The 12748-nt window shown below is 61.0% G+C and carries 14 protein-coding genes; 6 read left to right on the top strand and 8 right to left on the bottom strand.

Translation table 11 applies throughout. The features are described from left to right. Positions 1 to 22 precede the first annotated feature (22 nt). The gene (locus ACN0SD_RS11080) at positions 23 to 403 is read right to left on the bottom strand and encodes a hypothetical protein (RefSeq protein WP_417808303.1); all 381 of its coding nucleotides are present in this window, start codon (positions 401 to 403) and stop codon (positions 23 to 25) included. Between the two features lie 163 nt (positions 404 to 566). Between ACN0SD_RS11080 and ACN0SD_RS11075 the strand changes: the two genes are divergently transcribed. Together ACN0SD_RS11075 and ACN0SD_RS11070 are read left to right on the top strand one after the other, a co-directional pair. After that, the gene (locus ACN0SD_RS11075; RefSeq protein WP_417808302.1) at positions 567 to 1217 is read left to right on the top strand and encodes a carbonic anhydrase; all 651 of its coding nucleotides are present in this window, start codon (positions 567 to 569) and stop codon (positions 1215 to 1217) included. Between the two features lie 60 nt (positions 1218 to 1277). Continuing rightward, positions 1278 to 1775: a hypothetical protein gene (locus ACN0SD_RS11070; RefSeq protein ID WP_417808301.1), complete on the top strand. Its 498-nt coding sequence runs from the start codon at positions 1278 to 1280 to the stop codon at positions 1773 to 1775. 6 nt (positions 1776 to 1781) lie between these two features. On the opposite strand, the gene ACN0SD_RS11065 is transcribed toward ACN0SD_RS11070, so the two are convergent. Next, entirely contained in the window at positions 1782 to 3383 is a 1602-nt protein-coding gene (locus ACN0SD_RS11065) for a mucoidy inhibitor MuiA family protein (protein WP_417808300.1), read from the bottom strand. A 103-nt stretch (positions 3384 to 3486) separates the two neighbouring features. Next, a complete protein-coding gene (locus ACN0SD_RS11060; RefSeq protein WP_417808299.1) occupies positions 3487 to 3837 on the bottom strand; it encodes a winged helix-turn-helix domain-containing protein in 351 nt (116 codons plus the stop codon). Positions 3838 to 3962: 125 nt separating this feature from the next. On the opposite strand from ACN0SD_RS11060, the gene ACN0SD_RS11055 reads away from it, so the two are divergent. The 4 genes from ACN0SD_RS11055 (at position 3963) to ACN0SD_RS11040 (ending at position 7898) form a co-directional block, all read left to right on the top strand. Continuing rightward, positions 3963 to 5156, top strand: a complete 1194-nt coding sequence (locus ACN0SD_RS11055) for an MFS transporter (RefSeq protein WP_417808356.1) — start codon at positions 3963 to 3965, stop codon at positions 5154 to 5156. Between the two features lie 9 nt (positions 5157 to 5165). Further along, the gene (locus ACN0SD_RS11050) at positions 5166 to 6188 is read left to right on the top strand and encodes a glycosyltransferase family 4 protein (protein ID WP_417808298.1); all 1023 of its coding nucleotides are present in this window, start codon (positions 5166 to 5168) and stop codon (positions 6186 to 6188) included. Continuing rightward, positions 6185 to 6799, top strand: a complete 615-nt coding sequence (locus ACN0SD_RS11045) for a glycosyltransferase family 29 protein (RefSeq protein WP_417808297.1) — start codon at positions 6185 to 6187, stop codon at positions 6797 to 6799. Before ACN0SD_RS11050 ends, ACN0SD_RS11045 begins: the two co-directional genes overlap by 4 nt. Positions 6800 to 6875: 76 nt before the next feature. Beyond that, a complete protein-coding gene (locus ACN0SD_RS11040) occupies positions 6876 to 7898 on the top strand; it encodes an aspartate-semialdehyde dehydrogenase (RefSeq protein ID WP_417808296.1) in 1023 nt (340 codons plus the stop codon). Between the two features lie 136 nt (positions 7899 to 8034). Here the strand turns inward: ACN0SD_RS11040 and ACN0SD_RS11035 are convergent, their stop codons facing one another. From ACN0SD_RS11035 to ACN0SD_RS11015, 5 genes are all read right to left on the bottom strand, one after another. Continuing rightward, positions 8035 to 8496, bottom strand: a complete 462-nt coding sequence (locus ACN0SD_RS11035) for an Hsp20 family protein (protein WP_417808295.1) — start codon at positions 8494 to 8496, stop codon at positions 8035 to 8037. A 136-nt stretch (positions 8497 to 8632) separates the two neighbouring features. Then, positions 8633 to 9520 (bottom strand): trypsin-like serine peptidase, encoded by an 888-nt coding sequence (locus ACN0SD_RS11030; RefSeq protein WP_417808294.1) that lies wholly within the window; start codon positions 9518 to 9520, stop codon positions 8633 to 8635. Positions 9521 to 9533: 13 nt separating this feature from the next. Then, positions 9534 to 10310 (bottom strand): trypsin-like serine peptidase, encoded by a 777-nt coding sequence (locus ACN0SD_RS11025; protein WP_417808293.1) that lies wholly within the window; start codon positions 10308 to 10310, stop codon positions 9534 to 9536. 75 nt (positions 10311 to 10385) lie between these two features. After that, on the bottom strand, positions 10386 to 11660 hold the full coding sequence (gene glcF, locus ACN0SD_RS11020) for a glycolate oxidase subunit GlcF (protein ID WP_417808292.1): 1275 nt from the start codon (positions 11658 to 11660) through the stop codon (positions 10386 to 10388). Next, the gene (locus ACN0SD_RS11015) at positions 11660 to 12739 is read right to left on the bottom strand and encodes an FAD-binding protein (protein WP_417808291.1); all 1080 of its coding nucleotides are present in this window, start codon (positions 12737 to 12739) and stop codon (positions 11660 to 11662) included. The genes glcF and ACN0SD_RS11015 overlap by 1 nt, the downstream gene beginning before the upstream one ends. Positions 12740 to 12748 lie beyond the last annotated feature (9 nt).

The raw sequence follows: 12748 nt of genomic DNA, 5'->3' as shown, positions 1-12748 counted from the left end.
CGCCAGCCGCACCCGCAAGGGATCAAAGCCGCAGATCGCCTAAATCCCACACCTCTGTGAGCGAGCGATCCGCAAGTCGCATCAGCCGCGCCAGAACCGCCGCTTGCGCAATGTGATCATGCGCCTCAATGCAGACTTGCAAATTCTGCGCGGCCAGCACCAACGAGCTAAGCCCGATCTGTTCCGCCAGCGTGATCGTCGCGTCCGGATCCGCAATCATCTTGGCGCATTGATGCGCTTTCGCGGCCTTCTCGACTGCAACAAGATATTGTGCGATGTCCTCCATCGCAGTTGAAATCACCTGCTCTGCCGCTACGTCGCCAAGCTGCGCATAAAGCACGACGATGCGTGCTGGATCGAGTGCGCTTGCCTCGTCACATGTGAACCGCGATACTTGTGCCACCCCAAAACCCCTTTGAGCCAATTGATCTACTGGTCCCCACCAGTGCGGGCAGTTTGACAAGAAGGTCTCAAGAAAGGGTTATGCGATATCGAAAATTGCTCGAATTCTTTCGCTAGGCAGGTTATTTGACCCAAGGTGACAGGGTAAACCACGCGAGGATTCGATGAGAGAGCATGCCAAACCGCTGCCAAGCTACCTGGTGGGCCGCTATCGGGGCTGGCACGCCACGTCATATACCGAAAACCGCGCCTGGTATCGTCGGCTGGCCGAAGAGGGGCAGCGCCCGCGTTCGATGATCATCGCGTGTTGTGACTCGCGTGTGCATGTGACCTCGATGTTCGGCGCGGATCAGGGCGAGTTTTTCATTCACCGCAACATCGCCAACTTGGTGCCGCAGTTTACGCCCGATGGCGATCACCATGGTACTTCGGCGGCCGTGGAATATGCCGTCAAAAATCTGCGCGTTGCCCATATGATTGTGCTGGGCCATTCTAGTTGCGGCGGCGTGGAGGGCTGTCATGCGATGTGTTCGGGTCAGGCCCCCGAACTTGAGGAGAAGACCTCGTTCACCGGGGCTTGGCTAGACCTGTTGCGCCCGGGATATGAGCGCGTGACGGAACGCAACCCTGCAGATCCATTGACGGAATTGGAGCGTGAGGCGGTTAAAATCAGTCTTGAAAACCTGATGACGTTTCCTTTTGTGCGCGAGGCGCTGAATGATGATCGCATGACCCTCCATGGGCTGCGCCATGACATCAGCGAAGGCTTGCTTGAGCAGTATGACTCGGCAACAGATCGGTTTGAAACGATCTGATTGCCCCAAATCTGACGCGCGTTCACCCGGTGTTAAGTAAGCGCGGGCCACACTGGGGGCATGACACAAACCCGACTCGTTTCCATGCGCCTCTCCCTTGATTTGATCGCTTTGATCGAACAGGAGGCGCATGCGTTTGACACCTCTCCCGCAGAGGTGATCCGCCGTGCCTTGCGCATCGGTTTGACTCCCGCGGCTGAGCCTGAGGATGATTTTCACCCCGTCCCGCTGCCCGAGATGGCTGCGCTGCAAGAGGCGCTGGATCTTGCCGAGGGGTGGATTGATCTGCAGATGCGATTGCGCCGTGCAGGTTTGGTGCTGCGGGCGGGCGGGTCGGATGGGCGTTTAGGTGTCCATGAATGGCCCTCGGATCGGTTCATGATCGCGCTGGAGGAGATCGGTCCCAACCTTGGGGAGCTGGTGCTACGCTATCGTGCGCCATTTCCGGGAAGGCCTATGTTCGAGGCGAAAGGGGAGGCTGGCACCCTCACCGAAGCGGCGCAAAACCTTTCGATCTCGCGCCGTTTTGTGCTGCCACCTCTGCGCCCCGCTGCCTGAGCGCAATTAGCGCAGGATTTGATCTGTCGGCCAGCTCAGCGTGGTCTCGGTGCGGATCTGTTTCTCTTGTCCGGCGGGCAAATCAAATGTCCAAGCCAGTACGCCACGTTTGTCGTCGTAGTTGGTCGCGCTGGGCTGCAAGCTGAACTTGTATGAGATTTTCAGATCGTCCTGTTCGGAATAGGGCACGCGGTCGATCACGCGCATCGGCCAGTCGCGATTGGTCAGGTTCTTGACGTCGATCTGCACCACTTCGCGTCGCTCGTTGGACTTGGAAATGATGCCGCGATCGCCCTCGGTGGTGTCGGGCATGGTGCGGGTCAGGCGAATCCCCTCAATGGCACCAAAGCCAAGGCGCAGCTTATCCCCGGCCGCAATCATCGGCAGGTGCGTTTGCCCAACCATTGCGCCGTCGGCAAACAGATTGGCCGGGCCTGGCAGCAAAATCTCACCGGTGTCGTTGGTTCCTTCGGCCACGCGGTAGGCCTGCGGATCGCTTAGCGGCACAGCCTCGGCCAGCACGCTGACGGGAAGCGTTTTGGCATCCAGTTTCAGGCGCAGATCATCAACGCCATCGCGCAGATCAACGGCTATCGGGTAATGATAGGTCACGGTTTCACCCTGCATTTGCAGCGCGGCAGTATCCGTCATCGCGGCTTCGGCCATCATCGGTTCCGGCGCTGCCATCCCCGAATCCGCGCGTGCGAGATCTTTGCTAAGCGGCTGTACGACCATTGGCGGCCCAATCCGCGCAAGACGGGGATAAACCGGTGCGGGCGCAGATTGCCCGCCCGGGCGCGCGGTGGAGAGTGTTAGATCGACGTTGCTCCAATCCTCGCCAGTGGCTTGATGAACCGACACAAACCGCTCCATATCCAGCGTGTTGGATGCTGCATCAAGGCGCAGATCATAGCTCGGTTGCCAGCCCGCATTGCCCGCGTAAGAGGTGATCGTGAGGGTGCCAGATCCCTGAACCATCGCGCGCAACACATCGTGGTTTTTCGCCGGGTTTTGCAAGGCATCTAGCGCTGCCTGCGCCTGTTTCACCGCCGTTTGTAGCGGTTTAAGCGCGGCTTCGGCGCGGCGCGCATCGGCCTGCGCGGCAATCGCGCGCTCGGATGCGGCAAGAATTTGATCACCCACCATCTGCGCCATAGCTTGTAGTTGCGCGGGATCACTGACCTGCGTGCCAGCACTTTTGAGAAAGTCGATCTGATCTTGCGCGGCCTGAGCTTTGGCGCGGATCGTGGCGACCTGATCTTGCGCGTTCGCAAGCGCTTCGCGGGTTTGATCTAGGCGCGCGCGTGCGGCTTTGATTTGCGCGCTGTCGGTGTTGGCCAGCTCCGGTGTGCGCCCGTCGATCAGGCTGACCGCACCGATTTGCACGCCTTCGCCCATCACCCGCAAGGTCGAGATTTCGGTGCCTTCGGGCAATCCCGGCACCAGCACTTCGTGCGATCCCTCGGGCAGTTTCAGCGTGACATCGCGCACCACTTGGGCTCCGCGCGGAAACAGCGTCACGGCGCGGATCGTGGCGGGGGCCTCAATCGTGTCGGCAAGGGCGGGTGTCGCGCCCAAAAGCAGCGCGGCGACGAGCGTGATACGCATGGAATTCCTCCGGTTTAAGCGGGTTCAGGGTGGGCTGGCACGCGCGGGATGGCAATGGGGAGAATAGCGCAGTTTGGGCGAAATCGGCGTGGACTTGCCCAGATTACGCCTTTGGCGGGGCGATCAACGCCGCGAGCGCCGCGATTTCGGGCGCACCGGCTTGCGTGACTTTGGCTTCTAGCGCACGATAGGTCGACAGAACGGCCTCGCCCGTCTCGGTCAGGGCCGCGCCACCGCCTTGCGGACCACCGCGCACACTGTCGACCAAGGGTGCGCGAAAGGCGCCGTTCATTTCGTCTACCAAAGACCAGGCGCGTTTATAGCTCATGCCCATCGCGCGCCCGGCTGCTGAAATTGAGCCCTCAGAGGCGATTGACTCGAGCAGTCGGGCCTTGCCGGGCCCCAGCATCGCATCCCCGAAATAGAGGCGCAGCATCAGTCGGGTCAACTCCATCGCGTGAGGCTCCTGTCAGGTGGTTCGCCCTATCCTGTAAGCCCGCGCGCGCCTTGGCAAGGCCGCCCCTTGTGCTTATCCGCGCCATCTTGCAGCTTGGCGCGAGTTTTCGCCCCGGAGCCTATATGCGCCTATCCATCGCCTGTCTGGTTGCAGCCTATCTGCTGAGCCAGTTTTATCGTACCTGTCTGGCCGTGTTGACCCCTGTGCTGCATGATCAGATTGGCGTGACGGCGGGGGATTTGGCGGTGTCGCTGGGGCTTTGGTATGGAGCCTTTGCGCTGGTGCAGATCCCGGTGGGCGAGGCGCTGGACCGGATCGGGCCGCGCCGCACGGTGGGCTGGACGCTGGCCCTTGGTGGCGGTGGCGGGGCGGCGGCCTTCGCGTTGGCGCAGGGGCCGATGGGCATTCACATCGCGATGGTGCTGATCGGGATGGGCTGCGGGCCGATCCTTGTGGGCAGCTATTTCATATTTGCGCGCAGCTTCAAACCGGCGTTGTTTGGCACGCTTGCGGCCTCGATGATGGGGGTGGGCAGTTTGGGCAATCTGGCGGGGGCGGCGCCGTTGGCTTGGGCGGTGGGGCAGTTTGGCTGGCGTCCCTCGCTTTGGGTGTTGGCGGGGGTGACGCTGGCCGTGGCGGCCCTGATCTTGATCTTCGCGCGCGATCCCGAGCGTATTGTGCAGCCGCCCGGCGTGCGGCGCGGTTCGGCGCTGGATGTGCTAAAGCTGCCGGGGTTTTGGATGCTTTTGCCCCTGACGATGGCGAATTACACGGCGGCGGCGGGGATTCGCGGGATCTGGGCGGGGCCATATCTGGCTGATGTGTTTGGCGCGGATGCGCATGTGATTGGCCGGGTGACGCTGGTGATGGGACTTGCGATGATCGCGGGCAATTTCGCCTACGGCCCTGCGGATCGTCTCTTTGGCAGCCACAAGCGGGTGATCTTGGCGGGCAACGGCGCGCTTGTGCTGGCGCTCGCGGCGCTGGTTTTCTGGAGCGCGCAATCGCTGCCGTTGGCCACGGTGATTTTGGCGCTGATCGGATTTTCCGGCGCGTCTTTCCCGGTAATCATGGCGCATGGGCGCACGTTTTATCCGCCCCATCTGACCGGGCGCGGCGTGACGCTGCACAATATGTTCTCGATCATGGGGGTAGCGGCGATGCAGTTTGCGTCGCGTCCGGTGTTTGATTTTGCCTCGGCGCAGTTTGCGCCTGCGACCGCCTATGGTCTGCTGTTTGCGTTCTTCTTGGCGCCGCTCGTCGTTGGTCTGGGGTTTTACGTTTTCACCCGCGACACTGGCGATGGTCTGAATTAGAACGAACACATGACCCAGATTGACGTGATCGCCCCAAACCTCAAACAGCGCCTGTCGGGCGTCACCGCCACCGTGGTGCGGCTGGTGCCCATTCAGGCGCGTGAGATCGGGATTGTGGCGACGGGACCGGGGCTGCCGGCGGAGGTGCCGCATGTGCCGCTCTGGCGCCTGCCGTTTCTGCCACGGCGCAAACGGGTTTGGCATGCGCGACGCAATACCGAGATGCTGCTGGGGCTATTTTTGCGTGATGTCTTGCGGATGAGGCTGAAGCTGTTGTTCACCTCGGCAAGCCAGCGTCAGCATAGCGGCTACACGAAATGGTTGATTGGAAAGATGGATCGCGTTGTGGCGACCTCGCAGCGCACGGCCTCTTATCTGGAGCGAAATTGCGACGTTATTCTGCACGGCATTGACGCCGACAGCTTCACGCCCGCGCCGGATCGTGCGGCATTGCGCACCAAGCTGGGGCTGCCTGGGGGACTACTGGTAGGGTGCTACGGGCGTATTCGCGCGCAAAAGGGCACGGATGCGTTCGTCGATGCGATGATCGCGGTGCTGCCCTCGCGCCCCAACGTCACGGGGTTGGTGATGGGGCGCGCCGTTGGGGAACATGGCGCATTTCTTGAGGGGTTAAAGGCGCGCGTGGCTAAGTCCGGCCTGGCGGGTCGCATCCTGTTTCTGCCCGAGGTGAGCGTCGACAAGATGGCCGATTGGTATCGCGTGCTTGACCTGTATATCGCGCCGCAGCGTTGGGAAGGCTTTGGTCTGACGCCGATTGAGGCGATGGCCTGTGGGGTGCCGGTTGTCGCGACCCGCGTCGGCGCGTTCGAAGAAATCGTGACGGATGAGACCGGCGCGCTGGTCGACCCGGGTGATCCCGCTGCGCTGGCCACGGCTGCCGCGCCGTTTCTGGACGATCCTGCGCGTCTCGCCGCGGCGAAAATCGCAGCACGAGCGCACGCCGAGACGGATTTTCGCATTGAGGGCGAGGCGGCCGCATTGGTCGCGATCTATCGTGAGATGCTGGCGTGACGCGGCTCGGGTTTCTGATGGCGCGTCTGATGCGCCAAGAGGCACCGCTGGCGGCGCTTTCAGTGTCGCAAGCGGAGTTGTCGGGCGATCTGGCGGGCAAGTCGGTGGCGCTGGTGGGCAATGCGCGCGCGCTGGCCGAGGGCGATGCGGGTGCGGAAATCGACGGGCATGACGTGGTGATCCGCATCAACCGCGCGCCAATGCCAAGCGTACGAAGCCACGGCACGCGCACCGATTGGCTGGCGCTGGCGACCTCGTTGAGCGCCGCGGATCGCGCGCGGATCAAGCCGGGGCGCATCCTGTGGATGGGCCATAAACGCAAGCGTCTTGACTGGCAAAGCGCGCAAAGCGATGGGTTTTATCTGCATCCGCTTGACGATTACGAGGCGCTCAAGACCCGTCTTGGGGCGCAGCCCACGACTGGGGTGATGCTAATTGATATGCTCGCGCGCTCCAACCTTGCGCGGTTGGATCTGTACGGCTTTGACTTCTTCGCCTCGCTGTCGCTGTCAGGATCGCGTAGCGCTGACAAGGTGCCACATGATTTCGCCGCCGAGGCTGCACTAGTGGGCACTCTGATCGCACAAGATTCGCGCATCATTCGCAACTGATCTGCGCCATAACCCTTTTATTTTCCGCTCGAAGGCGATATGTGCGCCTTTGTTCTTTTTGGGCAAGGAGGTCTTGATGGGCTATAGAGTCGTCGTCGCTGGTGCCACGGGTAATGTGGGCCGCGAAATGCTGAACATTCTGGCTGAGCGCCAGTTCCCGGTCGACGAGATCGTCGCGCTTGCGTCGCGTCGCTCGCTTGGCACTGAGGTCAGCTTTGGCGACAAGACCCTGAAGACCAAGGACCTAGAAGGCTTTGATTTCACAGGCTGGGATATTGCGCTGTTCGCGATTGGTTCGGATGCGACCAAGAAATATGCGCCGATCGCAGCGAAATCGGGCTGTGTAGTGATCGATAACAGCTCGCTGTATCGCTATGACGCCGATGTGCCGCTGGTCGTGCCGGAGGTGAACCCTGAGGCGGTCGATGGCTACACCAAGAAAAATATCATCGCGAACCCGAACTGCTCGACCGCGCAGATGGTTGTGGCGCTGAAACCGCTGCATGACCGCGCTAAGATCAAGCGCGTTGTGGTGTCGACCTATCAGTCGGTTTCCGGCTCGGGGAAAGATGCGATTGACGAGCTGTGGAACCAGACGAAGGGCATGTATGTGCCCGGCCAAGAGGTCGAACCCAAGGTTTACCCCAAGCAGATCGCGTTCAATGTGATCCCGCATATCGACGTGTTCCTTGACGATGGCTCCACCAAAGAAGAGTGGAAAATGGTCGCTGAAACCAAGAAGATCATCGACAAGTCGATCAAGCTGACCGCCACTTGTGTGCGCGTGCCGGTGTTTGTGGGCCATTCGGAAGCCATCAACATCGAGTTTGAAGAGTTTCTGGACGAGGACGAAGCGCGCGACATCTTGCGTGAAGCGCCCGGCATCATGGTGATCGATAAGCGCGAGGACGGCGGCTACATCACCCCGATCGAATGCGTTGGTGATTACGCGACCTATATTTCGCGCATCCGTCAGGATTCGACGATTGAGAACGGGCTGAACATCTGGTGCGTATCTGACAACCTGCGCAAGGGTGCCGCGCTGAACGCGGTGCAAATCGCAGAAACGCTGGGCAATCGCTGTTTGAAAAAGGGCTGATCGCCCTTAGTCGAGAGTTTTAAGGACGCCCGGGGGAAACCTCGGGCGTTTTGCTTTTCACAGGACACGGATCGGCGCAGCGAAAAGGCGCGGGAGGTTGCCCCCCCGCGCCCGTAATTTTCAAGCGCTTTCGGCGTTATGCCTCGACGGTTTCGACCTGCTTGGCACCGGTGGTTTCCGGTCCTGCAATTTCGATCCTGCGGGGTTTCAGCGCCTCGGGCACTTCGCGCACTAGATCAATATGCAGCATGCCGTTTTCATGGCTGGCACCGGTGACTTTCACATGATCGGCCAGCGCAAAGCGGCGTTCGAACGCACGGGTCGCGATGCCGCGATGCAGGTAGCTGCGTTTGTCATCCTCGGATTTGCGGCCCGTTACGATCAAGCTGCCTTCCTTCATTTCGACGCCCAACTCGTCGCTGCCAAAGCCAGCAACGGCAACGGAAATTCGATAAGAATTCTCGTCGATCTTCTCGATATTATAGGGCGGGTAGGTCGGCTGTGCGACATCACTGGTCAGCGCGCGATCCATCAGATCCGCCACCCGGTCAAAGCCGACAGTGGCACGATACAGCGGAGATAGGTCAAAGTTTCGCATGTCATCATCCTCTCTTGAGCGATGCTAAGCGCCCGCCCTTCCGGGCCGGGCAGTTTTCAACTCGAGACCCGTTATGGCATCCCGATGAGAGGAATTTGGGGATCGCGATTTGCCAATTCAAGAGGGGGACGCACCCTCAAGGGCGCAGGAATTTCGCCCCTGAGCTGCCGCCGTTCAAGATGCGCGGCTTGCCCGTTTCGGGTGCGCTCCGCTGATTTGGCTTTATCATACGCGCGCTTTGGGCTGGGGCGGCTTTCCCCTCGATCACGCCCCGCCCTGAGCGCAAATTTGACTTGAGCTGCGCCACGATGCTTGGCAGCTCCATACCATAGGCCTGCACTTTCCCGTTAGAACGTTCGCCAGACGACACGAGCGAAACAATCTGCGCGCGCTGCCCGGCCGAGACACCCGAGCGGTCAAAAACCGGCGCGCCAGAGGAGCCGTGATCGACATCGCAATCAAACCCGATCAGCCCCTGCGCACGGCCGAACACTGTGCAATCTCGCTGCCAAGATAGCGTGTCAGCACGTCCGCGCGCATACGACACCACGCTTACCTGTGCGCCTTTGTCTCCTGCGGTTCCGACGCGAAACCATGCTGCGATCGAACTCGGAATCGGCGTCGCAAGTTGCAGCAAAGCGACGTCGTGGCGAACCGTCTGAGCCGAGAGTGGCGCGTAGGGCGTGTATTGCGGATCAGCGATCATGCGCACGACCGGACGCGCGGCGATATTATGGTCGCCTGTTTGCCCCGCTAAGAAGGTCAGTTCCGACGGATTACGCGGCTTTTTCGCGCCACGATTAAAGATGCAATGCCCGGCCGTCAGTACCAGATCTGGCGTAATCAACACGCCCGTGCAATATCCGGTTTTCCCGATGCGAACCTTGCCCACGGCCTCCCAGCCAAACAGATCAGAGCGCCGTGACAGCGCATCCAGCCCGCTTTGCGCAGATACGGATGGAGCGAGCAGAGTCAACCCAAGCGCCATGGGTAAAATCATGCGTAGTAAATTTCGGCGATGCATGGGGGGGCTCCTATCAGGGACGTAGGAATTTTGCGCCTTTGACGCGGATTTCATTCGCGCCATCAGTGACTTCGCGTGAGGCGAGATCGGCGCGCAGATCTGCGACGCCGCGCACCAAAGCCCCGACCGAGACCTTCTCGCGCCCGATTTCCGCCTTGGCCGAGATGACCGAAACGATGCGCGGCACACCGTTATCCAACGTGAAAACTGGCGCACCTGAAGACCCGAAATCGACCGAGCAGCTTAGCACGACTGTGTTGTTTTCGCGCTCAATGACACGACAGGCGCGTTGCAGCGATGGCGCCTCGGAGCGCCCTTTGGCATAGGATAGAACGCCGACACTTTCGTTGCGGGTTGGCGGATTTTGATCGAGTTCGAATAGGCGCAACTGCGGCAGGCGCACCGGTAGCGCCAGCTCGACAAGCGCGAGGTCGAACGAAGACCGTGCCAGCTGTCTTGGCCCGTCATAGTGATAGGACGGATGGGCGATCGCGCGTTTCACCTTGCGATAGGCCAGCGCGCGCCCATTGCGCCAGCCCGCGCGGAACTCGATGTCGCTTGCGTCAACCATAGCACCGGTGCGTTTGTCAAACAGACAATGCGCTGCCGTCAGCACCAGATCGGGCGCAATCAACGTGCCGGTGCAAAAGCCTCCATGGCCAAGATCCAGCTTGCCTACAGCTTCCCAGCCGCGTGACGCATCCCCTGTCTCAAGTGCTTGCAAGGGTTGATCGGCCAGCGCGGGCAGCGCTGACGCGAGCAAGACAGTGAGAAAGGCGATCAGCCGCATTCGAGGACTCCGCTGGTGTGTTGGCCAATAGGTATCGCGCGAATGGGGCTGAACTGTGGCGCGGTTTGCGCGAAGTTACCCGATCAGAGCGGGCGGTTTCGGCCCGCCTAGCGCCCAATCAAGCAACTCGACTGTATGTACCACAGGCACATCGGTGCCCCCGCCGATTTGCACCATGCACCCGATATTGCCCGCCGCGATGACCTGCGGTGATTTTGCCTCAAGGGTCGCAACTTTGCGCCGCTTCAGCTCGTCCGAGATCTCGGGTTGCAGCAGGTTATAGGTGCCCGCAGAGCCGCAGCACAGATGGCTGTCGGCAGGTTCGACCACCTCAAACCCGGCGCGTTTCAGCAAGTCTTTAGGTGCAGATTTAATCTGCTGGCCATGTTGAAGCGAGCAGGCAGCATGATAAGCGACGCGCATATTTCCGCTCGCTTCAGGAATTCCAATTTTTTCGAGAAATTCAGAAATGTCGAAAGCAAGCTTGGAAACCTGCGCAGCTTGTTCGGCCAGCGGGTCATCGCGAAACATGTGGCCATAGTCTTTGACGGTCGTGCCGCAGCCGGAGGTATTGATGATCACCGCGTCCAGATCGCCCTCGCCCAGATAAGCGTGAATGTTGCGCGCCGCTTGGGCATGGGCCTCGATTTCGCGGCCCATGTGATGGCTGAGCGCGCCGCAACACCCCAGATCCTTGGGCACGACTACCTCACAACCAAGTCGGCGCAGCAGGCGGATCGTGGCATCGTTGATATCGGTGTTAAGCGCGCGCTGCGCACAGCCGATCTGCAATGCCACGCGGTATTTCTTGGCGCCGATAGGGGCGAAGACCTGCGGGTCGTCATTGCGCGACACTGGCGGGATAGATTTCGGCGCCATGGCGATCATTGCGCGCAGGCGTTTGTCGGGCAAAAACCGCGCAAAGGGCCTCGCCAGCTTTGCCCCGCCCATCGCCAACCGGAACCGTCCCGGATAAGGCACAATCTTGGCCAGCGTCCAGCGCAGCATCCGGTCCATCAGCGGGCGCTTGTAGGTTTTTTCGACATGGACGCGCGCGTGATCGATCAGATGCATGTAGTTCACGCCCGAGGGGCAGGTGGTCATGCAGGCGAGGCAGGACAGGCAGCGATCCAGATGTTTCACGGTCTTTTCATCGGCGTCACGCCCACTTTCGAGCATGTCCTTGATAAGATAAATCCGTCCACGCGGGCTGTCCAATTCATCGCCAAGCACTTGATAAGACGGGCAAGTCGCGGTGCAGAAACCACAATGCACGCAGGCGCGCAGAATGTCATTGGCATGCGCAGTACCCGGATCTTTCAGCTGTTCCTCGGTGAAATTCGTCTGCATCAGCTCATCCTTCCGGGGTTCAAAATGCCGCGCGGATCGAACTGTGCGCGCAACCCAGCTGAGAGGGCTGCGACGGGCGCTGGTTCGGGTTGAAATGCCGCCCCTTGAGTGCCGCGCATCAAGGTGGCGTGGCCGCTATAGGGTGCGGCCAGCGCGCGGGCATCGGCGCCCTCTGGCAATACCGCCCAGATCAACCCGCCGCCCCAATCGAGCATCACTTCGCCACCCAAACGCGCGATGATATCAGCGGCTTCTGAGGGCTTGACGGACAGCCGCCATAAGTCGCCCGGCTTGCCGATAAACGGAGCCAGATCGCGCAGATCCGCCCAGATCGCCCCCGAGCCGTCTTGCTCAATCCGGGTCGCTCCGAAAGGTTCAAGAAGGGCGGCCAGCTTGGCGGCCCGATATTCGACCGATTGCGCCAACCCTTCTACACGCACAACTGCGCCCACGCCCGGAACCCAGCCCGCGCCCGACACATCAAAAGGCGAGCCAAGCGCCGCTGCCAACGCCACCTGCGCCGCCCCGGCGGGCAGATCGACGATGACCGTGGCTTGCGTTGGCGCGGCGGGCAGAAGCTTGAACGCGACCTCGCTCAGCACACCCAAAGTTCCCCAAGACCCGGCCATCAGTTTCGACAGATCATAACCGGTGACGTTTTTCATCACCCGGCCACCGTTCTTGATCACATCGCCCCGGCCATCGACGAACCGCACCCCGATCAGGGAATCGCGGCACGCGCCCGCCTGCACACGACGCGGCCCCGAGACATTGGCCGCCACCACGCCGCCGATCGTGCTTTGCCCCGCCGCTCCCAAAACCGCGCCCCATTGGCCCGGCTCAAACGGCAGACGCTGCCCCTCGGCGGCCAAAGCGGCCTCGACCTCGGCCAAGGGCGTGCCCGCGCCGACCACCATCGTTAAAGCGCCCGGTTCATAAAGCGAAATCCCCGAGATCGCGATCTCAAGTGTCTCGCCAACACATCGCCCCACGGGCCGCGTGCCCCCTCCGCGCACCATGAGTGGCCCGGTCGCATCGCGCACTGCCTCGACCAGTTGCGCCTCGCTTTCAATTTTCATGAAGCTCTG

This window comes from Thioclava sp. (genome assembly GCF_048263065.1).
Classification (GTDB): domain Bacteria; phylum Pseudomonadota; class Alphaproteobacteria; order Rhodobacterales; family Rhodobacteraceae; genus Thioclava.
This window is presented reverse-complemented; position numbering and strand designations above follow the sequence as displayed.